The following is a 26,848-nucleotide window of genomic DNA, read 5'->3' on the forward strand; positions in this document are numbered from 1 at the left end:
CCCGCCAACACACCCGCCGCCATGAGGAGCAAGACTGTCATTCCCTATCGAGGATAGGAGGCACTCCCCGCTTCGGATAGCGCCACGCCCCGGAGGGCAACCTGCTCGATCGGCTGGATGCCCTGCACGCGAACACAGGCCCGAGACGCGGGCCGTGCGGATCCGTTCACTACGCGGCGGTGGCGCCCAGCGTTCCCTCTGGAAACTCCTCCATGAACCGCGCGCGTGTGCGCGGCGTGTAGGTGCCGCGCGCCATGTAGCCGTGCAGTTTTCGAAGCAGCCCGCGCGTCACCTCCAGCGCGGCGTCCAGCTCCACCGCGAAGTCAAAGTGATCATTGCGGTACAGCTCCTGGAAGGAGAGCTGCGAGTACGCCGGGAGGGCCCGTGTGCGGCCGAGCGGACTGGAGAGGAAGAGCCCGGAGACGTAGAGACCGCGCACCCAGCCGTCCAGCTCCGCCTTGGTGGGGGCCTGCCCCACGCGGTCCTGCGACGCCAGGCGCACCAGTTCGTAGATGCCCCGGCCAATGCCTCGCAGCGGGATGCCAGAGCTCTTCACCACCTGGAACTTCTCGCGGATGCGGGCGGTGCCCACGCCATCCGTGCCGTCCTGCTGGCGCAGGAAGAAGAGCGTCTGGGCCCACTCCACCTGACGCCGTGCGTCCGAGGCCCGCTCGCCCTTGCGGCGGTGGCGCAGCACCAGCTGGTCCACCAGCGGGTGGAGGCGCCGGTCCAGGCTCAGGTGGGTGAAATACCCCGCGAGGATGGCCAGGCCCGCCTCCGTGCCCACGAGGGCGCCCGAGGCGACGAGCTCCGCCATCTTCAGGCCCAGGCCCACCGGGGCGCGCTCGTGGTACAGCCGCGCGAAGGGGGGCCAGCCGGCCTCTGGCTGCATCATCACGCCCAGGCCCCCGCGCACGCCTGCGCACAGCGGCAGGTCCGGCAGCGCCGCGCCAAAGCGCGCGTACGGCAGGTCCTCCGACAGCGCGCGCACCCAGTCGGCGGGGAGCCCGTCCGGGTGGGCCGCCAACCGTTCGATGGCCGTCAGATGCAGCAACAGGGTGGGCATTGGGAGTGCACAGCTATCCAGCGCGCAGGGGCATTGCAATGCCCGAGTGGCAACCAGCGCTTTGCGAGCAACACGCGGCGCGTCTACAGTCGCGCCCCTCGGATCACCCCCTCCCTCTGTCCAGGAGTCCAAGTCGCCATGCAATTCAGTCTCGTCTCCGGTGAAGCCGCGCCGGTGAGCGGTGAGCTGCTCGTCATCCCCCTCTTCGAGGGCGAGCTGGGTGATTCCGCCCCCGCGCCGCTGACGGCTGCGGATGCGGCGCTGGACGGCAAGCTGCGCGCCGCCGCCACCCAGGAGGGCTTCAAGGGCAAGGTGGACCAGTCCTTCCTCGTGCACACGCTGGGGAAGCTGGGCGCGGACCGCGTCCTGCTCCTGGGCCTGGGCAACCGCGCGCGCTTCCAGCCGGAGGTGCTGCGGCTGGCCGCGGGCCGCGCGGCGAAGACGGCGCAGCGGCTGAAGGCCACCGCCATCGGCTTCCGCGTGCCCGCCACGGACGACGCGGCGCTGGCCGTGCGCGCGGTGGTGGAGGGCCTGGAGCTGGGCGTCTACCGCTTCGACAAGTACAAGTCCTCCGCGCGCGAGGACAAGGGCGCTCCCAAGCTCACCCGCGCCACGCTGTCCCTGCCGGAGGGCACGGAGAAGTCGCGCGCGCTGGATGACGCGCTCCACCTGGGCCTCAAGCTGGCGGAGGCCGTCAACTGGGCGCGCGACCTGGTCAACGAGCCCCCCAACGTGGTGACCCCCACGAAGCTGGCGCAGGCCGCGCAGCAGGCCGCCAAGGAAGGCGGGCTCACCGCGGAGATTGGCGCGCGCAAGGAGATTGAGCGCCTGAACATGGGCATGTTCCTGGGCGTCACCGCCGGCAGCGTGCAGGAGCCTCGGCTCATCCACCTGGTCTACACGCCGAAGAACGCGAAGGACGCGAAGCGCGCCCCGCTGGCGCTGGTGGGCAAGGCCATCACGTTCGACTCGGGCGGCCTGTCGCTCAAGCCCACCGAGGGCATGGTGGAGATGAAGACGGACATGGCGGGCTCCGCCGCGGTGCTCGCCGCGATGAAGGTCATCGGCTCCGTGGTGAAGCCGCCCTTCCCCGTGCATGCCTTCATCGGCGCGTGCGAGAACATGCCGTCCGGCACGGCGTACAAGCCCGGTGACATCCTCACCGCGCGCTCCGGCAAGACGGTGGAGATCACCAACACGGACGCGGAAGGCCGCCTGGTGCTGGGTGACATGCTCACCTGGGCCGGCGAGCACGAGCCGTCCGCCATCATCGACCTGGCGACGCTCACGGGCGCGTGCATGGTGGCGCTGGGCAGCTACATCGTGGGCGCCTTCGGCGACGACGACGACACGGTGAACAGCGTGCTCACCGCCGCGCGCGCCGCGGGCGAGGAGATGTGGCGCCTGCCCGTCAGCGACCTGCAGAAGGACGCGCTGCGCTCCGACGTGGCGGACATGAAGAACTCCGGCGAGCGCTGGGGCGGCGCCATCAACGCGGCCCTCTTCCTCAAGGAGTTCGTGGGCGACACGCCCTGGGTGCACCTGGATATCGCCGGTCCGTCCAACAGCCCCAAGGAGCGCGGCTACCTCAACAAGGGCGGCACGGGCGTTGGCGCGCGCACGCTGGTGGAGCTGGTCCGCCAGCAGGCCGCGCGCATCGCCTCGCAGCCGGAGCCCACCAAGGCCGAGGCGCCCGCGAAGGCCCCCAAGGCCGCCAAGGCTCCGAAGGCCACCAAGGGCAAGCCGGCCCGCGCGTAGTCCCCGTGGAGCCTCCGGGCTCCGCATGGAGTCCTTCGCGGAGCGTCGCCGAACTCCGCGCGGAGTCCTTTGCGAAGCATCGCCGGGCTCCGCGCGGGCATCCGCGTGGAGCCTTGAAGCCCGATTCCTCGCGCCGGCTAGCGCGGGTCGCCGGGCTCCTTTTCAGGCACGCTGGGTGCCCGCACCGCCACGCTCGGCTCCGGGAGTGGACGGACGCCCGCCATCAGGGCGTCCACGCTCTCCGTGATGCCAGCGGTGGCCTCCGTGGGCCAGGTGGCCAGCATCATCAGCACGCGGCCGGAGTTGCCCTCGCGCACGGCCACCTTGCCGCGCACGCCCTCGCCCACCTGGAAGTCGAATCCCACCGCGTTGTCCGACAGCGCGATGGGCTGCGGATCCGTGGTGGTGAAGCCCGGCTGCTGGCGCAGCCCCTGCGTCAGCCGCTCCGCGAACTGCACGGGCGTGGCCACGCCGGGCGCCACCTGCAGCACCACCTGCGCCCCTGTCACGCGGTGGCGCAGGATGACGGGAATCGCCAGCCCCTCCGGGGTGCGCTCGTTCGTCTCATCCAGCTGCCACTCCGCCGTGGGCCGGATGATTTCGAAGCCCAGGTCCTCGTCCACGTAGCGCCGCGTGGTGGACGCGATAGCGGACTCGTCCGACGCCATGCCGGAACCACCCGTGCCGGGCTCCGCCTTCGTCACCGCCGTCCGGGACGCGCCACACGCCGTGCTCAGCAGAAGCACACCCCAACCCAACATCCGCATCGCGCCCATGTCGCTCGTCCCCCGCCAGCCGCCAGCCGTGGGGAGGAACGTGGACACCCACCTCCGGGCCCGCCAGGGGCACACGGGGGCGGTGTGTGCTGTCAGACGGTGGAAACTTCGCGCCCGGGAGCGGCCTTACGACAGGCCGCCCTGGAGGGTGCGATAGGTGTTGGCCAGCCGCTCGGCTACGTCCGCCGGCAGCACGTTGCGCGCGGAGAACAGCGCGTAGGACACGAACGCGTCCAGCGCCTCCAGCGCCATCGCCCGGCCCACCGCCTCGCCGCCGCTGGTGGACACGTTGGCGCGCAGCCGGGCCACGTCCACCCGTCCGTCCGGCCCCAGCGTGACGCCCTGGTAGGCCTCCTCCAGTCCGGGCGGCGGCGACTCCACGAAGCCGCGCAGCAGGTCCACGTCGCGGCCCGCCTCGCGCAGCGCGCGGTGCACCAGCGACAGGAGGAGGTTGTAGCGCTCCTCCGCGGACAACAGCTCCCAGGCCATGCCCTCCACCGCGGGACCTGGAACAGGAGGCGCCTCCGCGGCCTGTACGGACAGGTGGCCGCCGCGCACCGCCTCCTCCACGCCGCTGTAGAAGGCGTACTGGCTGCCCGCGTAGGCGGCCCGGAGCGCGCCCAGCGTCGTGCCCTCGCCCAGCTTCGCGAACAGGGCCTCCTCGCCGGGCAGCGCGCCCTGGGGGCCGGGCGTCACGCGCATGTCGTCCGGGAAGCGGCGGCGCAGGCGGCCCGTCTCCTCCGCGCGCTTGATGCCGGTGAGCACCAGGTCGCGCGTGCGCTCCGGCAGCTTCACCGCGTCCACGGCGGGGGACTTCGACTCCAGGAAGAGGAAGCTGCCCTCCACCATCTCGAAGAGGTTGAGCACCACCTCACGCACCACGAACGTCATGGCGCTGTAGAGGCTGGCCTCGGAGACAAGCCCCTGCGACGTGAGCACCTGGCCAATGCGGCGCGCGGGCGTCACCTGCGCCAGCGCCTGGGTGAGCCGCGCTTCCGTCAGAAGCCCCAGCCGCACCATCACCGCGCCCAGGCGCTCCCAGCGCTCGCTGGAGGTGGCGAACACCACCTGCCCGTCGCGGAAGGCCACCGTGCGGCGCACGGTGCCGTGCTGCACGACGAGCTGGCCGGTGCGGATGCCCGAAAGAATCTGGGCAAACACTTCCTCGACCGAGAGCGTCCCCAGGCTGCCGGCGAAGAAGCCAGCCGCGCCGTGGGATTCCGGGAGGAGCACCAGCCCCTCCGGCGCCAGGAAGTGCGCCGAAAGGGGCCGGGTGGGAGAGACGACAGCGGCGAGCGGCCGCTCCAGTTCGAGCGAAGCCGCCTCACCGCTCACGCGGGGCGTGGCCCTGGGTTTGGACGCCACCGCATCCCTCCCTGCAGACGCTACGGACTACTTCGCGCCCTTCAGCTCCGCGTCGATGATGCTCTTGAACTCGTCCAGGGGCTGCGCGCCCGACAGCATGATGCCGTTGATGAAGAACGCCGGCGTGCCGGTGACGCCCACCTTGGAGCCGTCCGCCATGTCGGACTTCACCGTCGCGGCCGTCGCGCCGGAGTCGAGGCAGGTGTTGAACTTGGCGGTGTCCAGCTTCAGCTCGCCCGCGTACTTCTTCAGGTCATCCACGCCCAGCGCCTTCTGGTTGGCGAAGAGCTTGTCGTGCATCTCCCAGAACTTGCCCTGCTCGTTCGCGCACAGCGAGGCCTCGGCGGCCTTCTGCGCCTGCTGGTGGAAGTCCAGCGGGAACTGGCGGAACACCAGGCGCACCTTGTCACCGTAGAGCTTCGTCACCTCGTCCACCGTGCCGATGGCGCGGCTGCAGAACGGGCACTGGAAGTCGCTGAACTCCACGATGGTGACCGGCGCGCTCTCCGGACCCTTGGCCGGGCCGGTGGCGGCCACCTGCTTGCGCTCCGCGGGCGGGCGCGGGGGCTCGGGCAGTTCGTACTTCACGTTGGCGCCCGCGCGCAGCGAGTCGAAGAACTTCTGGGCCACTTCCTGCTTCTGCTGGCCGGACAGGAACTCCACGATCTGCGGCTTCATCTGCTCGTAGGTCGCGCCCGGAGGCAGCTGACCCTTGGCGCCGTCGAAGACTTCCTTGATCTTCTCTTCCGGCGGCGCGGGGATCTTGTCGTCGATCTCCGCCTTGAGCAGCTGGTCCTCGGTGATGCCGCGCTTGGTCGCCTCGGCCTTCACCAGGCGCTCCGTGACGAGCCCTTCCAGGCCGCGCTTGCGCAGCTGGAACTTCTGCTTGTCCAGGTTCGCCAGCGGCTCCTTGATGCGCTCGTTCAGCTCACCGAAGGTGACCTTCTCGTTGTTGCCGAAGGTGGCCACCACGGTGTCCGGCGCCGGCTCCGTGGCGTTGGCGGCCTGGACCTGCGCGGCGGGCGCCTGGGCATTGGCCGGCGCCTTCTCCTTGTTGCAGCCGGCGGTGAGGGATGCCGCGAGGAGGGCGGCCAGGGCGATGCGAGTAGAGCGCATGGACATAGCCCGCCGACTTAATAGAGGTCCCCGGGACTGGCAAGGAATTGCCAGTCTGTCGTTCAGGCGACCAGGGGCTCCAGCTCCAACGCGCCCGCGAGGCTTCCACGGCCCGGCTCACGCCCCTCCACGTCCCGGCGGCGCGCCGTGACGATGTCGAAGCTGGAGGGGTCCGCCAACACCTTGCGCACGAGCTTGTGATTGAGCGCGTGGCCCGTCTTGAACGCCGTCATGTGGCCAATGACAGGCCGGCCGAACAGCGACACGTCGCCGATGGCGTCCAGGATCTTGTGGCGCACGAACTCGTCCGGGAAGCGCAGGCCGTCCGGGTTGAGGATGGCGGCCTCGTCCACCACGACGGCGTTCTCCAGCGAGCCGCCGCGCGCCAGGCCCAGCGTCTTGAGCTTCTCCACGTCACGCAGGAAGCCGAAGGTGCGGGCGCGCGAGATTTCACGCGAGAACCCCCGGTCGTTCACGTCCACGTCGAAGGACTGGCCCTGGATGACGGGGTGCTCGAAGTCGATGGTGCAGCTGATGCGGAAGCGCCGGGCGGGGGTGAGCGAGGCCTGCTTGTCGCCGTCCGTCACCGCCACGCTCTTCTTGATGACCAGGTACTCGCGCGGCGCGTCCAGTTCGTGCGACCCGGCCTCCATGATGGCGTGCGTGAAGGGAGCGGCGCTGCCGTCCATGATGGGCACTTCCGGCCCGTCCAGCTCCGCGCGCACGTTGTCGATGCCCAGCGCCGCCAGCGCGGACATCAGGTGCTCCACCGTGCCCACCTTCACGCCGTCGCGGCCCAGCGTGGTGGCCAGCGACGTGTCCACCACGTACTCCGCCAGCGCGGGGATGCTCACCGGGCGCTCCAGGTCCGTGCGGACGAAGACGATTCCATGCCCCGCGGGCGCGGGCTTCAGGGTCAGCGTCACGGGCAACCCGGAGTGGAGCCCCACGCCGCGGCAGATGGCCGGCTGGGAGAGGGTGCGCTGGAAGTCGTTGAACTGGAGCATGTCGGTGTCGCCTCTAGGGACTGCTTCGTACTGACATACGCGGGGTATGGCCCCGTCAGGCCGTTCCACGGCGGCCTGACGCGCTGCGCATAAAAGCAATCAACATGCCACGCGGCCGTGACACAAGAATTGCCTGAAAAGGAGGCCCCGCCCTTCCCAACCCCCTGGAACTGCTGGCGCACGGGACGCCGGGACAGGGGACGGCAGGGCCCGGAGCCCAGACACCCCTCTTGGGAAACCCACCACTGCGCCTCCCACCGTGACAGCGATGTCCGGAATTCATCCTTCGAACCCCGGGGCACCCGAATGGTTTCACGCCAACCCGGAGTGCGTGTCACCCACGTGACAGGGGCGCGTCTCTATCGCAGGCGAGTGCCCGGAAGCAAACGCACATCCCGGACATACGGGGAGTCCGGGGCTTGACGGGAATCGTGACGCAGAGGGTGGGTCAGCGAGCAGGCGGCAGGAAGCGGTCGCGCAGGGCTTCCGCGTCCGGCCTGTCGAAGCCGCGGCCCTGGAGGAGCGAGCGGCGGCTGACGGCGTGGAAGGTGGTCTCCAGCGTCTGCGAGAAACGCCGGAGGTCCTCCGCCAGGCGGCTGCGGATGCCGGGGCCTTCCGGGGGCCAGGGCAGCTCCACCAGCAGCGAGGTGAAGCGGTCGAAGGCGTCGTAGTCCGCGTAGCGCAGCAGCTGGTAGCCGCCGTCGTGGAAGTAGTCGAGGAACGACTTGAGGGCCTCCAGCACGCGCTCGGCGGCGGCCACGTCCTCCGAGCGCAGGTGGCTTTCAGCCGCGCGGCACAGCTGGGCGTAGACCCACAGGTCCTTGCGCAGGCGCAGCGCGGCGTCCTGGGCGCTGGTGAGGTGACCGAAGGCTTCATCCCCCAGCGAGCCGTTGGGGGCCAGCGCGTCCACCAGCGCGACGATCTGCTGGCGAAGGAGCGTGGTGAAGGCCTCCGCGGCGCGCAGCGGGGCGGCGGGGTCGCGGTCCAGGTCCACCAGCACCTCGCGGGAGATGCGGTCCGTCTCGCGGGCCAGGTCGCGCGCGGCGCGCAGCGTGGCGGCCTGCAGGTGCTTGGGGCCGGCCTTGGGAGACAGGTCCGTGTGCAGGTAGCTGGCGACGGCGGACACCTCGCCGCGCACCAGGGACAGGAGCACGCGCACGCGGCGCGGCACGGGCGGCTGCGCCTCCGGGTCCACGTGCGTCAGGTAGTGCAGCACGCGGAAGAGGCCCAGGAACGCGGTGGTGAAGAGGGGCCGCGTGTCCGCGGGCAGCGAGCCCAGCACGTCCAGCAGGCGCACGGAGCGCAGCCGGTCGTACTCGACGCGGAACTCCAGCGGGCGGAAGGGGCGGAAGTAGCGGTTGAGGACAATTTCCCGCAGCGTCAGCTTGCCCACGTCCTGGAACAGCGACAGGCCGATGAGCGGCAGCTGGAGCAGGTTGTCGAGCAGGTTCTTCAGCGCGTCGAACGCCTCGCGCACGACGAAGAGGCTCTCCGGCGGGGTCTCCTGATCCAGCTCTTCTTCAATCAGCAGCCGGCGCACGCGGTCGTCCGCGAGCTGGGTCTCCACGTACTTGCGGAAGACCATCTTCGGGTCGCTGTCCGGGTCCTGCAGGTGCCGGGCGACGCGCACGGCGCGCTCCATGGCGTCGCGCACGTCCACCAGCTCCTCGTGGAAGTCGCGCGTGACGAGCGGCCGGGCGCGGGCGTCCACCACGGAGTTGTGGAGGTTCAGGTAGCGCTCCACGGCGCGCAGCCACATCTCGAACTCGAAGAGCAGCTCCTCGCGGCCCTCCACCGGGACGCCGCGGAGCCAGCGCTCGCGCTCGGCGAGGAAGCCCGCGCGCGTGGCCTGAGAGGCGCGCATCAGGTCGCCGTAGTAGTCGCGGGGACTGGGGATGACCGTGGGCACGGCGGGCGCGGAGGCTTGGCTCATGGCGGGAAGTGGTGCGGGCTAGAAGAGCGCCCCTTGCGGGGAGCTGGGGGGCGGCGTCTTCTTGAAGTACTGGTAGGTGCGCAGCGTGGCGGTGCGGCCCCGGGGCGTGCGCATGAGGAAGCCCTCCTGCATCAGGAAGGGCTCGTAGACGTCCTCGATGGTGTCGCGCTGTTCGCCCACGCTCGCGGCGATGGTCTCCACGCCCACCGGACCGCCCCCGAACTTCTCCAGGATGGTGAGGAGGATCTTGCGGTCCATCGCGTCCAGGCCGCTGGCGTCCACGCCCAGGCGGCTCAGCGAGTCGTGCGCCAGGTCGTAGGTGATGCGGCCGTTGCCCTCCACCTGGGCGAAGTCGCGCAGGCGGCGCAACAGCCGGTTGGCGATGCGGGGCGTGCCGCGCGAGCGGGTGGAGATTTCGCGGCTGGCGGCGCGGTCCAGGGGTACGCCGAGGATGCGCGCGGAGCGGTCGAGAATCTGCTCCAGGAACTTCGGCTCGTAGTACTCCAGGCGATCCTGAATCTGGAAGCGGTCGCGCAGCGGGGACGTGAGCAGGCCCGTGCGCGTGGTGGCGCCCACCAGCGTGAAGGGCGGCAAATCAATCTTCATCGCGCGGGCGGCGGGCCCGGTGTCGATGGTGATGTCCAGCCGGAAGTCCTCCATCGCCGGGTAGAGGTATTCCTCCACGGCGGCGTTGAGGCGGTGGATTTCGTCGATGAAGAGGATGTCCCGCTCGTTGAGGTTGGTGAGCAGACCCGCCAGGTCGCCCTTCTTCTCCAGCGCGGGGCCGCTGGTGACGTGGATGCCCACGCCCAATTCGTTCGCGATGATGTACGCGAGCGACGTCTTGCCCAGGCCGGGAGGGCCGGAGAACAGGCAGTGGTCCAGCGCGTCACCCCGGCTCTTCGCCGCGGCCACGTACACCTTGAGCTTTTCGACGACCGCACCCTGCCCCACGTACTCGTCGAAGGAGCGCGGGCGCAGGGAGACCTCCAGCCGGATGTCTTCCGGCTGAACATCTCCCGAGAGGGTGTCGTCGGACTTCCTCGCCATCGCCATTCCGACCCTATACAGCGAAGGGGGCGCGTGTCGCTGCCCTTCTGGCGGCGCTAGACTCGGAGCGGCACGCCGACCGGCCAGCCAGGGGGCACGTCCCCCTGCCCGAAGGGAGTCGCGTCATGATTTCCGCTTCTGCCCCATTCCGTCCCCTGCCCCTCCTGCCCGAGGCCCGCACCGAGCGTTCGCCCGGCGCCCGTCTCCAGAAGCTGCGCCGCGCCGCGCAGGAGGCCCGCGAAGCCTTCGTCCGGGAAGGCCCGGTGGCGGCGGTGGCCACGTGCGACCTCATCACGTTCCCCTACCCCACGCTGTTCGCCTTCAGCGGGGCGGCGCTGTCACCAGCGCCCTACGTGATGATGACCAACCGCATGCAGGTGGTGCAGTTCGCGGAGGCCGGCACCGGCCAGCGGCGCACGCTGCTCTTCAACCCCACCGACTACGAGCGGGGCCACGCGGCGCCCTTCTACCGCGCGCTGCGCGAGCGCTACGGCGCGTTCCTCTCCGACAAGGTGATGTCCACCCGCCACGGCACGGTGCAGGGCTACCTGGAGCAACTGGGGCTGACGCCGTCGGACGTGGACTACCTGGCCTTCGACCACCTGCACATCCAGGACCTGCGCGGCTGGCTGGGCGGTGACGGCGCCGCGCCCGTGTTTCCCCGGGCGAAGCTGCTGGTGCAGCGCGCGGAGTGGACCATGGTGAAGCACCTGCACCCCATGCAGCACGTGTGGTTCGTGCCCGGCGGCGCGGACATTCCCGACGAGCGCGTGGTGCTCCTGGACGGGGACACGTGGCTGGGTCAGGGCGCGGCGCTGCTCAGCACGCCCGGCCACACGCAGGGGAACATGTCCCTGGCGGTGGCCACCGCGAATGAAGTGTTCGTGGTGAGCGAGAACGGCGTGAGCACGGAGAGCTACACGCCGCTGTTGTCGCGCATCCCCGGCGTGCGCCGCTTCGCGGAGCAGATGGGCTGGGAGGTGGTGCTCAACGGCAACACGCGCGAGGACTCGCTGGAGCAGTACGCGTCCATGGTGGTGGAGAAGCTCTTCGCGGGCCCGTCCGCGCATGACGCGTCGTTCGTGAACTTCCACCCGTCCTCGCTGCTCACCTCGCACCTGCTGGCCCCGGGCCTGGGGCCCACCGTGGTGCTGCCCGCGCCGAACACGGGCGGGCTGCACCCCACGCCCGCGGTCCGGCGCGCGGCGTAGTCGACTCCCTCAGGGCTCCAGGCGGGCGCAGCGGGCCGCGGGGAGGAAGGGCAGCGCCCAGGGTTCCTCCCCCTGCGCCGGGTCCGTGGCGATGAAGAGGACAGAGCCCCCCGCGCGCACGAACCCGTGGGGGTTCGCGTCCATCCCCGCGGGAGCGATGTCGCGCATCGGGTCCACGTGGCCCGGGTCGCCGTTGGAGTACCAGCCCTCGCGGCCCCGGCCGGCCGTCGTCGCGGAGAAGAAGAGCCACCCGTCCAGCACCGCGAAGGCCGTGGGGGTGCTGCTCGCGGGGCCCGGCTCCACGTCCTGCACCAGCACCGTGCCCTGCGCCGTGCCGTTGGAGCTCCACAGCTCGCGGCCGTGCACGCCGTCATCCGCCGCGAAGTACAGCCGCCCGTCCAGCACCGTCAGCCCGGAAGGCAGCGAGCCCTCGGGCCCCGGCCGCACGTCCTTCACCAGGCGGGTGCCCAGGAGCGTGCCGTCGCTCTTCCACAGCTCGCCGCCGTGGAACAGGTCCCCGGGCTCGCCGAAGAAGCCCTCCGCGCCGGCCATGAAGTACACGGCGCTGCCCAGCGGCGTGAGCTCCGACGGGTAGTCCCCCGCGAAGTGCCGGAGCGGGAAGGTGAGGAAGGGCTGGCCCCGCGTCACCCAGAGGTCGGCCTCGCCGAAGCCCACGTCCACGAGGAAGAAGAGGCGGTCCTTCCCCGCGGGCGTCAGCGAGAAGACGACGGACTGCTCCGGACCGCGGAAGAGCGCCCGTGAGGTGCCCGTGCGCCCCTCCACCACCCACAGCGTCACCGCGTCGCCGTATGCCACCAGCGCCAGCTTCCCGTTCCACTCCGTCAGGTCGTCCAGGTACAGCGAGGCCTGCCCGGGCGCGAACTCCTGCGTGAGCTGCGTGCCCTTCGCCGTGCCGTCCGTGCTCCACAGCTCGCGGCCGCGCACGCCGTCATCCGCGGTGAAGTACAGCCGGCTGCCCACCACCGTCAGCGCGTCCGGCGCGCTGCCCTGCGCCCCGCGCCGGATGTCCGCCACCAGCACCGTGCCCTTCGCGGTGCCGTCCGACAGCCACAGCTCCGGCCCGTGCGCGCCGTCGTCCGCGACGAAGAACAGCCGCCCGCCCATCCGCGTGAGGAAGCGCGGCGTGCTGCCGTACGCACCGGGCCGCACGTCCTTCACCCGGCGCGCCTCCGTGGCGCTCCCGTCCGTCACCCACAGCTCGCGGCCGGACACGCCGTCATTCGCGGCGTAGAAGACCTGCCCGGCCACCTCCACCAGCGTCTCCGGCGCCGAGCCCTCCTCGCCGCGCCGGACATCTCCAACAATCCGCGCGGACGGGCCACACGGCTGCGGGCCTCCATACGCCGCTGACTCCAGCGCCGCGGACACCTCGCCCACCGCCGACACGTCCTCGCCTTCGGCCGCGCCGCACCCCACTCCGATGACGCCGGAGAGCAGCAGCACGACGACCGAAACACCCCGCCACGTCGCCATGACACACGCCTCCTGGGCGCGGCGCGGTCCTTTCGGGACCACCGCATCTGCGCTGGAAATTGATATTTGCAGCGGAATGGGCCAGCTCATGGCCCGGCAGGATTGCTCAGGGGTGTCAAACCGTGAGCGACGTGGATCCCCGGGTGATGACCAGCGAACGGCAGGCGCGTTCGCCGTGTGACGACAACGGCTTCCTACAGGAAAAAGAGTTGCGCGTTTTTTCCGAGGATTTCCCGCTCCAGGAAGCACCGCGTCTCGCCCTGGAGGGCGGAGCGGTGTCCGGAAGTCACGGACTGGAGCGCAGGGCCTTGAGCGCTTCGCGGAAGAGGGCCTGGAAGGAGGCGTCCGGGCCCAGCTGCTCGATGACGACGTCCGCGGCCTTCTCCGCCTGGGGCTGCTTGTAGCCCAGGTTGAGCAGCGCGGAGACGAGGTCCGCCTTGTTGCCGGAGGTGACGGGCGCGCGGGGCGTGGTGCCGCGCGCGATGCCCTCCGAGTGGAGGTTGCGGACCTTCTCCTTGAGCTCCAGGACGAGCCGCTCCGCGGTCTTCTTGCCCACGCCGTGGATCTTCGCGAGCCGGCTCGTCTCACCGCGCGACAGCGCCGCGATGAGCTCGCCCACCTCCATGCCGGACATCACGCCCAGGGCCATGCGCGGACCGACGCGGGACACGGTGTTGAGCAGTTGGAAGAGCTCCTCCTCCGCTGGGGAGAGGAAGCCGAAGAGCTCGAAGGCGTCCTCGCGCACCACGGTGCGGATGCGCAGGTCCACCGGCTGGCCGTCCGCGGGCAGTTTGCCCAGCGAGACGGTGGACAGGTTCACGCGGTAGCCCACGCCGTGCACGTCGATGACGGCATCCTCGGGGCCCTTCTCCAACACGTTGCCACGCAGCCGGGCGATCATCGGCGGGTCTCCGGGCGCTGGTAGGCGGACGACAGGCGGTCCGCGAGCACCGACGCGGCCCCCTTGCGCTTGCCGTTGCCGGGAGCGCTGGCGCGGGGCATCCCCACGCGAAACTGGTTCAAGTGGCACAGCGCGACGGCGAGCGCGTCACTGGCATCCGCGCGCTCCAGCGTCGCTTCTTCCACGCCGAGCAGCGTGCGCACCATGCGCGCCACGGCGTCCTTGCCGCCCGCGCCGCTGGCACCCACGGACTTCTTCACGCTGGCGGGGGCGTACTCGTGCACGGGCAGGCCCGCCTGCGCCGCGGCGAGCAGCGCCACGCCGCGCGCGTGTCCCAGCACCAGGGCGCTCCGGGCGTTGCGGTGCGTGAAGAGGCCTTCCACGGCCACGGCCTCCGGCTGGTAGCGCTGGAGCGCGGCGCTCAAGGCGGCGTGCAGGTCCTTCAGGCGTTCAGCGAGGGGCGCGGACTCCACCACCTTGATGACGCCATGGCCCAGGTGCACGAGCTTGCCCTTCTTCTCCTCCACCACCCCGAAGCCCATGAAGCGGCTGCCAGGGTCCACGCCGAGTACCCGCACCGGCCCGTTCCTTTCCCACGCGCCCCATCAAGGGCTTTACGTGGACAGCGACTCCATCAGGGACTCGTCGATTTCGAAGTTGGCGTGCACGTGCTGCACGTCGTCGTTGTCGTCGAGCGCGTCCATCAGCTTCAACAGGCGCTTCGCGTTGTCGCCTTCCACCTTCACGGTGTTCTGCGGCACGAAGGTCCACTTCTGTTCGCCCAGGGGCAGGCCCGCGGCCTCCAGCTTCGTGCCCACCGTGTGCAGGTCCGCGGGGGCGGTGCGCACCTCGAAGCCGTCCGGCCCCTGGTCCACGACGTCCTCCGCGCCCGCGTCCAGGGCCTGCTCCATCACCTGGTCCTCGGTGGGGCCGGGCTTCACGGTGATGACGCCCTTCTTGTGGAACATCCAGCCCACGGCGCCTTCCGCGCCCATGTTCCCGCCGTAGTTGCTCAGGAGGTTTCGCACGTCGCTGGCGGAGCGGTTCCGGTTGTCCGTGAGGCACTCGATGATGAGCGCGACGCCGCCGGGGCCGTAGCCCTCGTACGTCACCTCTTCGTAGGACTCGCCGGCCAGCTCGCCCGTGCCCTTCTTGATGGCGCGCTCGATGGTGTCGCGCGGGATGTTCGACTCGCGCGCCAGGGCCACGGCTACGCGCAGGCGGGCGTTGCTGGACGGGTCACCGCCGCCCAGGCGCGCGGCGACGGTCATCTCCTTGATGGCCTTGGAGTAGAGCTTGCCCTTGGCCACGCCCAGGACGGCATTCCGGCGTTTGAGTTTCGACCAGCGGTTGTGACCGGACATGGCGGCGGCTTCGGCGTGGGGTGGACGGGCGTTCAGCCCGTGGCGTTCCCGGCCTTGTGCCCCGAGCAGGCCGCCCGAGTCAAACCCTCACGACGCATCCCGCCCGGGCTCCGACTCGGAATCGGGAGCAAGGGCGGGCTCGAAGAGGCGGGGCGGTCCGGCGGACTCCCGGGCGCGCTCGCGCTCCTCCACCAGGATGGCGGGCACCAGCACACCCAGCATGAACAGGCGGGTCGCCGCCTCGTAGGCCAGGGCCTCCGGAAAGCGGCACTCCAGGAGCATGGCGCGCACGGTGCGCCGCCCGTCGAAGAGGCGCACCACCTGCTCCACGTCTTCCGGCAGCGAGGGCAGCTCCTGCGCGAGCCGGGCGAAGTCCACCGTGAGCCGCGCCGCCAGGGGCAGGCCCTTGACGCGCAGCTGTTCGAAGCGCTCCAGGGCTGGCTCCACCTGCTCGCACAGGAACTGGCGGTCCATGGAGAAGCTGCCCCGCTGCAGCTCCGGGCCGAACGTCACCGTGTACGCGCCCGAGCCGAAGCACAGCAGGCGCCGGAACGCGAGGATGCCGCGCTCGCCGTGGAAGGCCGCGTCCACCGCCAGGCCATGGCGGAAGAAGAGAGCGCCGGAGTCCTCCGACAGCACCACGCGCCCCGAGCGCACGCCGGACAGCAGCGCGCGCAGCAGCGCCCCGAGCGGCAGGGTCGAGGTGTGCGCGTCGTAGACGTCCTCCTCGCCGCGCCGTCCCGCCTTGAGCCGCGCGAGCATCGCCACATCGCGCGCCTCCACCGGCTCCACCAGGTACTCGTCCGCGCCCACCCCCGCGGCGAGGTCGCGGTGGAACTCCTCCGCGTACCTTGCCACCAGCAGCACCGGCAGGTGCGCGCACTTCGGGTCCGCGCGGAGCACGCCGCAGAGGCTGAAGCCATCGCCGTCCGGCAGGTCCGCGTCGATGATGACCAGCCGGGGCAGCTCGGCCTTCGAGGCCATGGGCGCCGCGTCCGGTAGCGTTCCTCCCGCCTCCACGCCCAGCCGCTCCAGCGCCGCGCGTGCGCCGTCCACGTGCACGGAGTCGAAGCCTTCGCGGACAAGCGCCTCCGCCACCGTGGGCCGCGGAGTGTCACCCACAAGCAGCACCCAGCCCCCGGCCCCACCCTGCAGGTCGAGTGCGTCGGGACCTCCGGGCATGGAGGCATCAGGAGGCGGTGCGGCGTGCAGGTAGGCAACCATGGATTCCCTATTCTTCCAGGGATCCCTTGCGAATGTACAACCTGCCCCCAAGTCCCTGGATTCGTTGGGTTTTGGCCAGGCTGCATCCCAAGCTAGGGTGCGCGCCCATGACGCGCCTCGGACTCCTGCTCGCCCTCCTCGCCGTGCCCGGACTGGCCTCCGCCCAGGATGCCGAAGTGTCCTTCTCACAGGAGGACCCGCTGGGCTCCGTGGTGGCGCCGGTGATGCTGCCTGCGGGGGCGACGGCGCTCTATGGCTACACGGGCGCGCCGGAGGTGGGCCTGGGGTTCCGGCAGGGCCTGGGCGCGTTGGAGGTGGAGGCGCGGGCGCGCTTCGACTGGTTCAAGCTGGGCGCGTCGCTGGAGCTCGTGGGCCGCAAGGAGGTGGTGCGGAGCGGGGCGTTCCGGCTGGCGCCGACGCTGGGCGTGGGCCTGGTGCTCAACTCCGGCTCCACGTACATGGACGACGACAACTTCTCCGGCGTGCTGGTGCGCATCCTGCCGGGGATGGTGGCGGGCTACCGGGTGGCGGACACCGTGGTGGTGCTGGGCCTGGTGGACCTGCCCATCGACCTGGGGCTCACGGGTGACAAGCAGCGGCGCTTCCAGGCGCTGGGAGGCTTTGGCGTGGAGGTCTACCTGGGCGGCAACCTGTCGCTGCTCGCGGCGGGACAGGTGGGCGTGGAGACGTTCCAGGAGCGCGCGGGCGCGGGCCACACGCGGCTGGGGCTCACGGGGCGCGTGGGCCTGGGGACGCGGCTGTTCTGACTAGAAGTCCGGCGGAGGGCTCTGGCGCGGCGTGCCCATCAGCTCGAGCGCACGCAGCGCGACGCGGATGAGCGTCTGGGCGCACGGCTCACAGCCTCCGCCGCAGCAGTGGGGCCAGCGTCCTTCGGGGTTGCGCAGGAGCGGCCGCACGCTGGACTGGTAGTAGCTGGGGAACTGGAGTTCCTCGCTCGCTCGCGCGAGCGCGTCATCGAGAGACAGGGGCGAGGGGACGGGAACGTCGGACACGCTCCCGTTCATACCAGCTCAGAGCAGTGACGTCTGCGCCGGGGCCTCTGTCGCGGCGCCGTCCGCGGGCTGGCAGTGCGAACACCAATGCGTGTTGCGTCCGCCGATGCGCAGGTGAGACACGGGCGTGGCGCAGCGGGGACAAGGCGCTCCCGTCTTGCCGAAGATGTTGCGCCGGTGCTTCGCCTGCCCCTGCACACCGAACAGGTCGCGCTGCGTGCCGCGCAGCCGCAGGCCCTCTTCCAGCACGTCGCGGATGCCCTGGTGCAGCCGGACGACTTCCGTCGGGGACAGCGACGATGCGAGCCGCCGGGGTTCGATGCCCGCGACCCACATGCTCTCGTCCGCGTCGCGGTTGCCCAGCCCCGCGAGCACGCGCTGATTCAAGAGCACCGTCTTGAGCGGGCTGCGCCTGCGGCGAAGCTGCTTCGCCAGGACCTCCGGAGTGAAGACCTCGTCGAGCGCCTCCGGTCCCAGCTCCTCCAGTTTGAGCTGCGAGGCCAGCAGCGCTGTCGGCCCCAGCGCAACGCGCGCGTAGCCCAGCGTGTCGGTGAGCTGGAGTTCCTCGTTGCCCTCCAGAGTGAGGACCACGAGCGTCGCGGGAGGCCGTTCGCTTCCCACGGGCCGCAGCTGCAACTCACCCCAGAGCATGAAGTGCAGCGCGAGCGTCTGCCCGTCGTCCAACGTGAGCAGCATGAACTTCGCGCGCCGCTCCGCCGCGAGCACCTTGCGACCCTGGAGGTTCTGGATGAAGTCCGGCGGCGAGGCGAAGCGCACCGCCGCGGGCATCAGCACCTCCGCGCCCACGAAGCGCCGGCCCACGACGGCCTGCTTCAGGTCTCGGATGATGATTTCGACTTCAGGGACTTCCGCCACGCGCAGCCTCCCCCACGGGTCACAACGTAGGAAGGCTGCGAGGTAACGCCATGGGTTGAGCCCTGCTGAGCGCGTGCCTCGTCCGACCGCCGGGCATCCGGCCGGCCAAGGGGGCACCGCCCTGCCCCAACCCACGTCAGGCGCGCACCGTCACCTCGTGCACGTCGCGCTCCAGCTCCCGCGCGTCCACCTTCACGTCGAGGAAGTGCGCCATCGTCTCGCGCTGCGTGAGCGAATGGCTGTCCAGTGCCACCGTGCGGAAGTTGCCACCCTTCGCCAGGGCACAGAGCAAGAGGAGCTGATCACACAGGTGCTCGCCCACGGGCACGCCCGCGTCCAGGTAGCGCTTCACCTTCGCGGCGACCTCCTCCGCCACGACTTCCGCGCGCTTGCCGCGTTCACCGAAGCCGGTGAAGACCTCCGTCACGTGCTCGCTCTCCACTTCGACGCGCAGCACGTTGCCCGGACCGAAGGCGCGCTTGAGTTCTTCCGGCCGCTGCTGATCCGGACGCAGCTTCAGCGCGGCGGCCACGGTGTCCAGCTCGCGCTTCGCCACGTCGAAGGGGATGGCCGCCACCTGGGCCACGGCCTCCGTGCGCAGCACCCGGCCGCGCTCCAGCAACTGGAGCGGCTGGAGCTTCGTGGGGTGGATGTCCACGCGGAACCGGCCCCCGCCCGCCGGATAGTAGCCGGGCCGCTCCAGCGTCACGTCCACGCGCGGGCCCATGCGGCGCAGGAGCGGCAGGTACGCCTTCTCCAGGAACTCGAACGGCGGCGCCGCCGGGTTGTGCGTCCCGCCCTCCAGCATCAGCGTGGAGGCCCCTTCCGCGTGCAGCAGCGCGGGCAGCACCGTCTGGAGCACCAGCGTCGCGCTGCCCGCCGTGCCCACCGCGAAGTGGTAGTTGCCCGCCGACAGCGCACGCGGATGGAAGGACAGCTGCTTGGAGCCCAGCTCCGCGCCCGTCACCTCCGCGGCGCCCACCGTCTCCGCTGCCTTGAGCGCGGTGAGGTGCTGGCGCAGCAGGCCCGGCTTGGCGCGGCCGGCGCGCACGTTGACCATCTCGAACGGCGTGCCCGTCACCAGCGACAGCGCCAACGCCGTGCGCAGCACCTGGCCGCCCCCTTCCCCCTGTGAACCATCGATGCGAACCATGTGCGTGGTGCTCCTTTGCGCGCTCGCGGACGTGCGCAGCATCCCATCCCTGATTTCAAAAAATAGCGGCGCCCGCTCCCCCACCCTTAACGGCCGCTTTCGCGGACCTCTTGGGGGGAACGGGCGCCTCGGCGTCTTCATCCCGGCATGTGCACCTCCGCAGGACGGCGGGTGGGGTTACCCTTCGGCTATCCCTTCACGCACACCACCTGCTTCAGCGTGTGGACGACCTCCACCAGGTCCGCCTGCGCGGCCATCACGGCGTCGATGGACTTGTACGCGGCCGGCGTCTCGTCAATCACGTCCACGTCCTTGCGGCACTCCACGCCCGCGGTCGCCTTCGCGTGGTCATCCAGCGTGAAGCGCTTCTTCGCCGCTTCGCGCGACATCGCCCGGCCCGCGCCGTGGCTGCACGAGTGGAAGGCATCCGCGTTTCCCTTCCCGCGGACGATGTAGGAACGGGCCCCCATGCTGCCGGGGATGATTCCCATGTCGCCTTCGCGCGCCCGCACCGCGCCCTTGCGGGTCACGAAGCAGTTCTTTCCGAAGTGGTGCTCGCGCGAGATGTAGTTGTGGTGGCAGTTCACCGCGGACTCGGACAGCTCGAACGGAGGCAGCTCACCGCTCGCCTTCAGGGCCTCCACCGCCGAGTGCAGCATGAGCTCGCGGTTCATCGCCGCGAAGTCCTGCGCCCAGCTCACCGCGAACACGTAGTCGTCGAAGTGCTCCGTCCCCTCCGGCAGGTACGCCAGGTCCGCGTCCGGCAGGCGGATGAAGAAGCGCTCCATGTCCTGCTTCGCCAGCTCGATGAAGTGGCTTCCGATGCGGTTACCCACGCCGCGCGACCCCGAGTGCAGCATCAGCCACACGCCGTCCGACTCATCGACGCACAGCTCGATGAAGTGGTTACCCGTTCCCAGCGTTCCCAGGTGCGCCAGCTCCGGCCCACGGCCGATGCGAGGATGCTTCGCGACGATACGGGCGTACCCTTCCGCCAGGCGGGCCCAGGCACCGGTATGCGTCGCGGGCGAGTCCTTCCACGCGCCACGGTCATTCCGGCCGCCGTTGTCCGTACGGCCGTGCGGAACCGCCGCCTCGATGGCCGAGCGCACCCCGCGCAGCGAGTCCGGCAGCTGATCCGCGCGCAGCGTCGTGCGCACGGCGATCATCCCGCATCCGATGTCCACGCCCACCGCCGCCGGCACCACCGCGCCCACCGTGGGCACCACGCTCCCGACCGTCGCGCCGTAACCGCGGTGCACGTCCGGCATCGCGGCGATCCACTTGTGGATGAAGGGCAGGCCGCGGAGGTTGCGAAGCTGCTTCTTCGCCTCGTCCTCGAACGGCACCCCCACCGTCCACGTCTTGATGGGGCGACCCGCTTCGTCCGACATCACTTCGTAGTTCGCGTTCGTCCGGTCCATGGCGCTGCACCTTTCGGTCGTTCGACCGGGCGCTGGGTCCCGGTCACGTGGGGGAGCTAGAGCAGCCGGCGTGCCAACGCCGTTCCCGAGGGGAGTACCCGGGGCAGACTGGAAATCCATATCCCATGGGATAAATACGTATCCTGATGGCTCAAAAAGCGAAGGCGCGGCGGACGGTCGTCATCGGGATGCTGGGGACGACGCTGGACACGGGGATGGGGGCGAACCGCTGGACGCGGTGGAGGCCCACGGTGTCGCTGTGCCAGCAGGAGGACCTGCTGGTGCACCGGCTGGAGCTGCTGCACCCGCCCCACGGGACGTCACTGGCGGCGGTCATCCGGGACGACATCTCGCAGGTGTCCCCGGAGACGCAGGTGCGGCTCACGTCCCTGCCCATCCGGGATCCGTGGAACCTGGAGGAGACCTACGGCGCGCTGCTGGACCACGTGCGCGCGCACGCCTTCCATCCGGAGGAAGAGGACTACCTGGTGCACATCACCACGGGCACGCACATCGCGCAGATCTGCATGTTCCTCCTGGTGGAGAGCCGGCTGATTCCGGGCCGGCTGGTGCAGACGTCTCCGGGCAAGGGGAAGGACCACGGGGCGGTGGGCACGCACGCCATCATCGACCTGGACCTGTCGAACTACGACACGCTGGCGGCGCGCTTCCGGCAACAGCAGCGTGAGGGCCTGTCGTTCCTCAAGTCCGGCATCGACACGCACAACGCCGCGTTCAACCGGATCATCGAGCGGATTGAACAGGTGGCGGTTCAATCCCGAGCGCCGCTGCTGCTGACGGGCCCCACGGGCGCGGGCAAGTCGCGGCTCGCGAAGCGCATCTACGCGCTGAAGAAGGCGCGCAACCAGGTGACGGGCCCGTTCGTGGACCTGAACTGCGCCACGCTGCGCGGCGACGGCGCCATGTCCACGCTCTTCGGTCACGTGAAGGGCGCGTTCACGGGCGCGGTGGGAGACCGGCCCGGACTGATGCGGCAGGCGAATAGCGGCGTGCTGTTCCTGGACGAGATTGGAGAGCTGGGCGCGGACGAGCAGGCCATGTTGCTGCGCGCGCTGGAGGACAAGCGGTTCCTGCCGGTGGGCGCGGACAAGGAGGCGGAGAGCGACTTCCAGCTCATCGCGGGAACGAACCGCGACCTCCAACTGGACGTGGAGCGGGGGCGGTTCCGCGAGGACCTGCTCGCGCGCATCAACCTGTGGACCTTCCGGCTGCCCGCGCTGCGCGAACGTCCGGAGGACATCGCGCCCAACCTGCAATACGAACTGGATCAGGCGTCGCAGGCGTTGGGGACGCGGGTGACGATGAGCAAGGAGGCGCAGGAGTATTTCCTGCGCTTCGCCACGTCCCCCGAGGCCCGGTGGAGCGGCAACTTCCGCGACCTCAACGCGGCGGTGCTGCGCATGTCCACGCTGGCGGATGGCGGGCGCATGACCCGCGAGGTGGTGGACGAGGAGTTGGACCGACTGCGGACGCAGTGGCGCCCCGCGGGCGCGGCGGCGACGTCAGCGGGCGAGGACGTGCTGGTGGAGGTGATGGGCGCGGTGCGGGCCTCGGAGCTGGACCGGTTCGACCGGGTGCAGTTCGCGGATGTGGTGACGGTGTGCCGCTCCGCGCGCTCGTTGTCAGACGCGGGCCGGACGTTGTTCGCTCAATCGCGTGCGCAGAAGAAGAGCGTCAACGACGCGGACCGGCTCCGGAAGTACCTGGCGCGCTTCGGTCTGACCTGGGCGGATGTGAGCGGTCGCGACGCGGAGTGACTCAGCCCCCGTGGGCCCGGCTGGGTGGGCCCACGGGAGAGGCTGGCGTCAGCGGAAGGCATCCGCCATGGCCCGGCATTGCGGCGTGGACAGGGCCTCATCGGGAACCCGGACCGTCCCTTCATCGGGAGAGGACGGGACGGGCGCGGGCGGTGCCGCGGGCGCGTTCACGCTGCTCGGCCACGCGGGCGGCACCGTGCATTCGACGGTGAGGGGGCCTTGGAACGTCGCGCGCACGCTGCCGTCCTTCCCGCGCACCTCGCCCTTCGCCTGCTTCCCGGTGACGGTCAGGTCCAGGGTGCCCTCGTCCATCATCATCGCGGGCCCGTTGGGCTGCTGGTAGTCCACCACCACGAGGCCCGGGCCAATCGCCGTCTGCGGGATGATCCGCGCGGTGGCGTGCTTCGACTTCAAGAACTTCTCGTCCACCGCCATGCGGAAGCGCCAGGTGCCCCCGTCTTCTGCCTGCGCATTCAGCGCGACCAGCATCAGGGTGACAGGCGGCTCCCCCAGGAAGTCGGCGATGAACCGCACGGACGGGGCCGAGTAGGTGCTCGGGTCCATGCGCACCGTGGCCGCGCCGCGTGGCTGGGGAAGCTCCGCCGCCGTGAGGGCATCACGCGACGTCACCCGCTCCTCCCTCGGCTTCGCGCACGCGCCCAGCAGCAGCCCCACCCACAAGGCCCCGTGCCGCATGCTCAGCACCCCACCCGCAGGACCATGGCGCTGACGGTGGTGTTGTCGTTCTCCTTCAGCTCATCCACCGCGCCCGCCGGATCCATGTCCAGGTAGACGTAGTACGTGGTGAACGGCAGCGTCGACGGCACCGTGAAGCCCAGCGAGTAGATGCCCTCCGAGAACGCTCCCAGCGAGTGGTTGAACGTGCCCACCACGTTGGTGGACTCGTAGTAACCGTTCGGCGGCGCGGTCGTGCTCAGGCGCACGCGCATCGAGTAGGACGACACGGCCGCGTTGCCCATGTTGCCCACGTAGAACTTCACGCTCTGCGCCGTGCCCCGGCACACCGTCTTCGTGCCGGCCGGGTCCAGCGTCTGCGCCACGTCCCCCACCACGCCCATGGAGGACGGCAGCAGGTTCGGCTTCGTCACCGAATAGCCGTACAGCGTGTTCATGCCCTGCGCGTTCGTGGGCCACAGCGTGGAAGACTCGTAGCCGCCCGTCACCATGTGCGGCGGCGAGGTGCGCAGGATGCTGTGCCCGCCCTCGTGCTTGAAGCCGAAGAAGTGCCCCGCCTCGTGCACGAACGTGCTCCGGCCCGACGTGCCAAACGAATTGCCGGTGCGCGGCGTGAAGTCCAGGTCGCTGGCGATGCAGACGTCCGCCTCGTCGATGCCGTTGGCCCCGATGAAGCACAGCCCCACGACGGAGTACGTCACGCCGTTGTTCCCGTCGATGGACGCCCGGTCACACAGGCCGATCTCGTTCTGCCCGTCGCTGTGGTCCAGCGAGCAGTCCGTCGCCGCGTTCACGTTGAAGCCACTGACGATGTGAGACAGGTCGTCCCACTGCCGCAAGCCGTTCCAGTACGCCGTGTTGACGTTGCCGGAGTCCGGGATGCTGCACCGGTTCCGGTACACGGCCGGCCCGCTGTACCACTTCACCGGCATCCCGTTGCACGTGTCCCAGGCGGCGGCGCCCGCCTCCATGCCGCCCAGCACCAGTGCCGCGACGACGCCCACGAATGTCGTTGTCTTCATGGCGGACCTCATCACGGCTGGCCGGGCGGGATGTCCCGCTCGGGCTGGAGGGGAACGGCACCCGGCACCACGGACGCGCCCGCGGCGGGCGTCACCGGCACGGACATCGACGACGCGGTGGTGACGGGCTCCTCGCGGAACGCTCCCGTCACGGAGAGCCCGCGCGCGCGCAGGTGATTCTGGAGCAGCGAGAGGAACGCCTCGCGCTCCATTCCCTCTGGAGTCCCCCGGGCCTGCGCCTCCGCGCGCAGCGCCGGACGGGCACCCATCAAGTCCACCGTCTCGAACACCGGCGCCGTCTGCCGCACACCCGCGGAGCCCAGGCCCGCCACGAGCCCGCCCTCGGCCCCGACGAGCACCTCGCGGCCCGCCACCGACTCCACGCGGAAGGCGTGCTCGTCCAGCACCGGCGACAGGCTCCAGCCGGTGTTGCGAAGGAAGACCACGTAGCGCGCGCCCCGGACGAAGCGGGGCACATGGCTCACCACGAGCTGCCGTCCATCCGGCAGCACCCCTCCGGCCTGCTTGAGGCGCAGCTCACGCGGAGCCGCGCCCAGGTGCGTCCGCACGTTTCCCAGCGTCACCACCGTCCACGGGCCCGTGCGCGGCGAATACTCACTGCGCACGTCCGTGACTTCACCCTCCACCACGGAGGCTGTCTGGTCGAACAGACTGAGCAGACTGTCCACCGCGCGCGGCGGCCGGAGTGATGCTTCCGCGGCCAGGGGACTCTCCTGCCGCGCGGGAGAGTCGTCCCCACTGGCTGCGCTGCACCCCGTGAGTCCCATGAGGAGCAGTGCGCACGCCCCCCTTCCGAACGTCGTCCATGGTCTGCCCACGCGCATCACGTCCGCTCCCTTCGTGTCGTCAGTGGATGAGATAGAAGGCGTCCTGGCGCGGCACGAAGAACCGCCAGCCTTCGTCCGTCAGGTACGCCGGATCTTCCTGCATCACCGCCACCTGCTGCCCACCCCACTCTGGCACGGGCGTGACGGTGTTGAGCTCGACCGCGAGGTACGAGCCCTTGCGCAACAGTCTGGGTGCCTCGGAGCGCGATGCCGCGCGGAAGTCGATGGACGCGCCCAGCGCGTGCCCCTGCGCGCCCAGCGGATGGCTGTAGACCTTGGCCTCGATGCCCCGCTCCTTCATCTCCGCCATCGTCGCGTCGTAGACATCCGCCGACGAGCGCCCCGGCCGCGACGCGCGCAGCATCAGCGCGTCCTGCAGCGTCCGCGTGTTCTCCAGCGCGCGCTTCAACCCCTCCGGCGCGTCCGTCTCCCCGTCCTTCAGCACGTACGCCATCTTCTGCCAGTCCGTGCTCAGCCCCAGCGCCGAGACGCCAAAGTCCACGTGCAGCAGGTCGCCGCGCTGGATGACCACCGCCTCGTCCGCCACCGCCAGGAAGCCCCGGGAGAAGCCGTCCTTCATGCCCTGCCGCTGCACGCGCAGGTCCGGCTGGAACCACGTGCCCACGCGCGCGTCGAACAGCGCGTCGTAGAGCCAGCGGCGCACGTCCCCCACCGTCGTCTTGCCGGGCACCACCACCTCGTTGGAGAGCGCCCGCTTCACCAGCGACTCCGTCAGCACCACCAGGTCGCGGTAGGGCGTGAACTCGCCGGGCAGCCGCGTGTCCAGGTACTCCTCGATGAGCGGCGCCGCGCTCACGAAGCGCGCTTCCGCGGATGGGCCCAGCGCCTCCACCAGCCACTTGTAGGTGTCGTGCGTCAGGCTGCGCGTCACGCCCCGCCGCCCGTCCATGGCCAGCGCGATGGTGCGCGGGTGGTAGCGCGCGTCCAGGTCCGCGAGCGCCTCCGCCTGCTTGCGCTCCACCGGGGGCGCCTCGAAGAAGCGCGCCACCGCCTCCGTGGCGTAGCCCGTCAACGCGACCTTCTGGAGCCCCGCGTCGCCCGCGTCCACGAAGACGAACACGTCGCGGTTGCCCGCGTACGGCAGCGGCGGCGCGACCCAGGCCGTCAGCGGATCATCGTGGAACTCCTCGTTGACCACGACCCACATGGCCACGCCGTGCCGGCGCATCATGTCCAGCAGCAGCCCGTGCCGCTCCTTCAGCCAGGACTCGCGCAGGGCCCGCTCCTGGGACGGCGGCGGCACGGGTGACGTGGTGGGAGCGCTCGCGGGGACGGTGGCACACGCCACCAGACAGCCCAGGCTCAGGGCGGGTAGGACTGCGCGCCAACGGTTCATGTCGGGAACTCCGGGTCGAGAAGGAGGCGGAGCAGCCTAGCGCGCCCCAGAAAAACCGAAGCCCCCCGCTCCCGGAACCCATGGGTCCGGGAACGGAGGGCCTGGGGCGCATTCCCACCTGCTCACCCGCTCGGATGTCCTCGCTCCCACACGCTTCCGGATCCCGTCCCCCCCGGTTCGGGACACCTGGAATCCGACAGGCCTCACGGCCAGCGAATCCACTGGAAGCGGCGGCCCTCCCCCGAAGGCCGCGTGGAGCGCGGACATCCAACCGCGCGCGCCGTTACCTCAGTAGCTGGCGACCCAATCCAGGTCGCTTTCCTCGAAATCGAAGAGCGATTCCTCGCCTTCGTGCCGGGAGTCCTCTTCCCCGTCCCCCTCCTGCTCCTCGACCCGGTACCCCCTCGGCTCCCGGG

Annotated in this window: 24 protein-coding genes; 4 read left to right on the top strand and 20 right to left on the bottom strand. The window is 70.5% G+C overall.

Translation table 11 applies throughout. The features are described from left to right. Positions 1 to 169 precede the first annotated feature (169 nt). Positions 170 to 1,066, bottom strand: a complete 897-nt coding sequence (locus D7V77_RS23635) for a hypothetical protein (RefSeq protein WP_120578560.1) — start codon at positions 1,064 to 1,066, stop codon at positions 170 to 172. 138 nt (positions 1,067 to 1,204) lie between these two features. Here D7V77_RS23635 and D7V77_RS23640 point away from each other — a divergent pair, with 138 nt between their 5' ends. Next, entirely contained in the window at positions 1,205 to 2,824 is a 1,620-nt protein-coding gene (locus D7V77_RS23640; protein ID WP_120578561.1) for a leucyl aminopeptidase, read from the top strand. A 137-nt stretch (positions 2,825 to 2,961) separates the two neighbouring features. Here the strand turns inward: D7V77_RS23640 and D7V77_RS23645 are convergent, their stop codons facing one another. The 6 genes from D7V77_RS23645 to ruvB all read right to left on the bottom strand — a co-directional run bounded on the left by D7V77_RS23645 (position 2,962) and on the right by ruvB (position 10,077). Continuing rightward, positions 2,962 to 3,600 (bottom strand): hypothetical protein, encoded by a 639-nt coding sequence (locus D7V77_RS23645; RefSeq protein WP_120578579.1) that lies wholly within the window; start codon positions 3,598 to 3,600, stop codon positions 2,962 to 2,964. Positions 3,601 to 3,726: 126 nt separating this feature from the next. Further along, positions 3,727 to 4,965 carry a DUF4388 domain-containing protein gene (locus D7V77_RS23650; RefSeq protein ID WP_120578562.1) on the bottom strand — a complete coding sequence of 413 codons (1,239 nt, stop codon included), beginning with the start codon at positions 4,963 to 4,965 and terminating at the stop codon, positions 3,727 to 3,729. A gap of 27 nt (positions 4,966 to 4,992) precedes the next feature. Then, entirely contained in the window at positions 4,993 to 6,087 is a 1,095-nt protein-coding gene (locus D7V77_RS23655) for a thioredoxin domain-containing protein (protein WP_120578563.1), read from the bottom strand. A gap of 56 nt (positions 6,088 to 6,143) precedes the next feature. Continuing rightward, positions 6,144 to 7,088, bottom strand: a complete 945-nt coding sequence (gene lpxC / locus D7V77_RS23660; RefSeq protein ID WP_120564081.1) for a UDP-3-O-acyl-N-acetylglucosamine deacetylase — start codon at positions 7,086 to 7,088, stop codon at positions 6,144 to 6,146. A 448-nt stretch (positions 7,089 to 7,536) separates the two neighbouring features. Beyond that, entirely contained in the window at positions 7,537 to 9,021 is a 1,485-nt protein-coding gene (locus D7V77_RS23665; protein ID WP_120578564.1) for a hypothetical protein, read from the bottom strand. A gap of 18 nt (positions 9,022 to 9,039) precedes the next feature. After that, complete coding sequence (gene ruvB, locus D7V77_RS23670; RefSeq protein WP_120578565.1) at positions 9,040 to 10,077, bottom strand: Holliday junction branch migration DNA helicase RuvB; 1,038 nt, start codon at positions 10,075 to 10,077, stop codon at positions 9,040 to 9,042. Between the two features lie 119 nt (positions 10,078 to 10,196). Here ruvB and D7V77_RS23675 point away from each other — a divergent pair, with 119 nt between their 5' ends. Beyond that, on the top strand, positions 10,197 to 11,282 hold the full coding sequence (locus D7V77_RS23675) for a hypothetical protein (RefSeq protein WP_120578566.1): 1,086 nt from the start codon (positions 10,197 to 10,199) through the stop codon (positions 11,280 to 11,282). A gap of 9 nt (positions 11,283 to 11,291) precedes the next feature. On the opposite strand, the gene D7V77_RS23680 is transcribed toward D7V77_RS23675, so the two are convergent. The 5 genes from D7V77_RS23680 to D7V77_RS23700 form a co-directional block, all read right to left on the bottom strand. Beyond that, on the bottom strand, positions 11,292 to 12,776 hold the full coding sequence (locus tag D7V77_RS23680; RefSeq protein ID WP_120578567.1) for an ELWxxDGT repeat protein: 1,485 nt from the start codon (positions 12,774 to 12,776) through the stop codon (positions 11,292 to 11,294). Between the two features lie 286 nt (positions 12,777 to 13,062). Continuing rightward, positions 13,063 to 13,677, bottom strand: a complete 615-nt coding sequence (ruvA, locus tag D7V77_RS23685) for a Holliday junction branch migration protein RuvA (protein ID WP_120564076.1) — start codon at positions 13,675 to 13,677, stop codon at positions 13,063 to 13,065. Next, positions 13,674 to 14,255, bottom strand: a complete 582-nt coding sequence (ruvC, locus tag D7V77_RS23690; protein ID WP_120578568.1) for a crossover junction endodeoxyribonuclease RuvC — start codon at positions 14,253 to 14,255, stop codon at positions 13,674 to 13,676. The genes ruvA and ruvC overlap by 4 nt, the downstream gene beginning before the upstream one ends. Before the next feature lie 36 nt (positions 14,256 to 14,291). Next, positions 14,292 to 15,041 carry a YebC/PmpR family DNA-binding transcriptional regulator gene (locus D7V77_RS23695; protein WP_120578569.1) on the bottom strand — a complete coding sequence of 250 codons (750 nt, stop codon included), beginning with the start codon at positions 15,039 to 15,041 and terminating at the stop codon, positions 14,292 to 14,294. An 87-nt stretch (positions 15,042 to 15,128) separates the two neighbouring features. Next, on the bottom strand, positions 15,129 to 16,265 hold the full coding sequence (locus D7V77_RS23700) for a response regulator (RefSeq protein WP_120578570.1): 1,137 nt from the start codon (positions 16,263 to 16,265) through the stop codon (positions 15,129 to 15,131). Positions 16,266 to 16,372: 107 nt separating this feature from the next. Between D7V77_RS23700 and D7V77_RS23705 the strand changes: the two genes are divergently transcribed. Beyond that, a complete protein-coding gene (locus tag D7V77_RS23705) occupies positions 16,373 to 17,032 on the top strand; it encodes a hypothetical protein (RefSeq protein ID WP_120578571.1) in 660 nt (219 codons plus the stop codon). Here the strand turns inward: D7V77_RS23705 and D7V77_RS23710 are convergent, their stop codons facing one another. The 4 genes from D7V77_RS23710 to D7V77_RS23725 all read right to left on the bottom strand — a co-directional run bounded on the left by D7V77_RS23710 (position 17,033) and on the right by D7V77_RS23725 (position 20,731). Then, positions 17,033 to 17,290, bottom strand: coding sequence for a hypothetical protein (locus D7V77_RS23710; protein WP_171811156.1), 258 nt, complete (start codon positions 17,288 to 17,290; stop codon positions 17,033 to 17,035). It abuts the gene before it with no gap. A gap of 6 nt (positions 17,291 to 17,296) precedes the next feature. Then, the gene (locus D7V77_RS23715) at positions 17,297 to 18,154 is read right to left on the bottom strand and encodes an Fpg/Nei family DNA glycosylase (protein ID WP_120578572.1); all 858 of its coding nucleotides are present in this window, start codon (positions 18,152 to 18,154) and stop codon (positions 17,297 to 17,299) included. 136 nt (positions 18,155 to 18,290) lie between these two features. After that, positions 18,291 to 19,307, bottom strand: coding sequence for an RNA 3'-terminal phosphate cyclase (rtcA, locus tag D7V77_RS23720; RefSeq protein ID WP_120578581.1), 1,017 nt, complete (start codon positions 19,305 to 19,307; stop codon positions 18,291 to 18,293). Positions 19,308 to 19,495: 188 nt separating this feature from the next. Continuing rightward, positions 19,496 to 20,731 (bottom strand): RtcB family protein, encoded by a 1,236-nt coding sequence (locus D7V77_RS23725; protein WP_120578573.1) that lies wholly within the window; start codon positions 20,729 to 20,731, stop codon positions 19,496 to 19,498. A gap of 146 nt (positions 20,732 to 20,877) precedes the next feature. On the opposite strand from D7V77_RS23725, the gene rtcR reads away from it, so the two are divergent. Next, a complete protein-coding gene (gene rtcR / locus D7V77_RS23730) occupies positions 20,878 to 22,509 on the top strand; it encodes an RNA repair transcriptional activator RtcR (protein WP_120578574.1) in 1,632 nt (543 codons plus the stop codon). 48 nt (positions 22,510 to 22,557) lie between these two features. Here the strand turns inward: rtcR and D7V77_RS23735 are convergent, their stop codons facing one another. The 4 genes from D7V77_RS23735 to D7V77_RS23750 form a co-directional block, all read right to left on the bottom strand. Continuing rightward, a complete protein-coding gene (locus D7V77_RS23735; protein ID WP_120578575.1) occupies positions 22,558 to 23,205 on the bottom strand; it encodes a hypothetical protein in 648 nt (215 codons plus the stop codon). 2 nt (positions 23,206 to 23,207) lie between these two features. Next, a complete protein-coding gene (locus tag D7V77_RS23740; protein ID WP_120578576.1) occupies positions 23,208 to 24,227 on the bottom strand; it encodes a hypothetical protein in 1,020 nt (339 codons plus the stop codon). 11 nt (positions 24,228 to 24,238) lie between these two features. Beyond that, positions 24,239 to 25,015 (bottom strand): hypothetical protein, encoded by a 777-nt coding sequence (locus tag D7V77_RS23745; protein WP_147452139.1) that lies wholly within the window; start codon positions 25,013 to 25,015, stop codon positions 24,239 to 24,241. Positions 25,016 to 25,094: 79 nt separating this feature from the next. Further along, on the bottom strand, positions 25,095 to 26,432 hold the full coding sequence (locus D7V77_RS23750) for a M24 family metallopeptidase (RefSeq protein ID WP_120578578.1): 1,338 nt from the start codon (positions 26,430 to 26,432) through the stop codon (positions 25,095 to 25,097). Positions 26,433 to 26,848: the final 416 nt, after the last annotated feature.

Source organism: Corallococcus sp. CA041A, from assembly GCF_003612075.1.
In the GTDB taxonomy this organism is placed as follows: domain Bacteria; phylum Myxococcota; class Myxococcia; order Myxococcales; family Myxococcaceae; genus Corallococcus; species Corallococcus exiguus.

Bases quoted from the DNA above. Each gene is read 5' to 3' on its own strand.
- rtcA (WP_120578581.1), bottom strand. From the start codon at position 19,307: ATGGTTCGCATCGATGGTTCACAGGGGGAAGGGGGCGGCCAGGTGCTG.
- D7V77_RS23645 (WP_120578579.1), bottom strand. From the start codon at position 3,600: ATGGGCGCGATGCGGATGTTGGGTTGGGGTGTGCTTCTGCTGAGCACG.
- D7V77_RS23705 (WP_120578571.1), top strand. From the start codon at position 16,373: ATGACGCGCCTCGGACTCCTGCTCGCCCTCCTCGCCGTGCCCGGACTG.
- D7V77_RS23640 (WP_120578561.1), top strand. From the start codon at position 1,205: ATGCAATTCAGTCTCGTCTCCGGTGAAGCCGCGCCGGTGAGCGGTGAG.
- D7V77_RS23750 (WP_120578578.1), bottom strand. From the start codon at position 26,432: ATGAACCGTTGGCGCGCAGTCCTACCCGCCCTGAGCCTGGGCTGTCTG.
- ruvB (WP_120578565.1), bottom strand. From the start codon at position 10,077: ATGGCGATGGCGAGGAAGTCCGACGACACCCTCTCGGGAGATGTTCAG.
- D7V77_RS23745 (WP_147452139.1), bottom strand. From the start codon at position 25,015: ATGGGACTCACGGGGTGCAGCGCAGCCAGTGGGGACGACTCTCCCGCG.
- D7V77_RS23680 (WP_120578567.1), bottom strand. From the start codon at position 12,776: ATGGCGACGTGGCGGGGTGTTTCGGTCGTCGTGCTGCTGCTCTCCGGC.
- D7V77_RS23725 (WP_120578573.1), bottom strand. From the start codon at position 20,731: ATGGACCGGACGAACGCGAACTACGAAGTGATGTCGGACGAAGCGGGT.
- D7V77_RS23740 (WP_120578576.1), bottom strand. From the start codon at position 24,227: ATGAAGACAACGACATTCGTGGGCGTCGTCGCGGCACTGGTGCTGGGC.
- lpxC (WP_120564081.1), bottom strand. From the start codon at position 7,088: ATGCTCCAGTTCAACGACTTCCAGCGCACCCTCTCCCAGCCGGCCATC.
- D7V77_RS23675 (WP_120578566.1), top strand. From the start codon at position 10,197: ATGATTTCCGCTTCTGCCCCATTCCGTCCCCTGCCCCTCCTGCCCGAG.
- D7V77_RS23700 (WP_120578570.1), bottom strand. From the start codon at position 16,265: ATGGTTGCCTACCTGCACGCCGCACCGCCTCCTGATGCCTCCATGCCC.
- D7V77_RS23735 (WP_120578575.1), bottom strand. From the start codon at position 23,205: ATGCGGCACGGGGCCTTGTGGGTGGGGCTGCTGCTGGGCGCGTGCGCG.
- ruvA (WP_120564076.1), bottom strand. From the start codon at position 13,677: ATGATCGCCCGGCTGCGTGGCAACGTGTTGGAGAAGGGCCCCGAGGAT.
- D7V77_RS23665 (WP_120578564.1), bottom strand. From the start codon at position 9,021: ATGAGCCAAGCCTCCGCGCCCGCCGTGCCCACGGTCATCCCCAGTCCC.
- D7V77_RS23710 (WP_171811156.1), bottom strand. From the start codon at position 17,290: ATGAACGGGAGCGTGTCCGACGTTCCCGTCCCCTCGCCCCTGTCTCTC.
- rtcR (WP_120578574.1), top strand. From the start codon at position 20,878: ATGGCTCAAAAAGCGAAGGCGCGGCGGACGGTCGTCATCGGGATGCTG.
- D7V77_RS23655 (WP_120578563.1), bottom strand. From the start codon at position 6,087: ATGTCCATGCGCTCTACTCGCATCGCCCTGGCCGCCCTCCTCGCGGCA.
- D7V77_RS23635 (WP_120578560.1), bottom strand. From the start codon at position 1,066: ATGCCCACCCTGTTGCTGCATCTGACGGCCATCGAACGGTTGGCGGCC.
- D7V77_RS23695 (WP_120578569.1), bottom strand. From the start codon at position 15,041: ATGTCCGGTCACAACCGCTGGTCGAAACTCAAACGCCGGAATGCCGTC.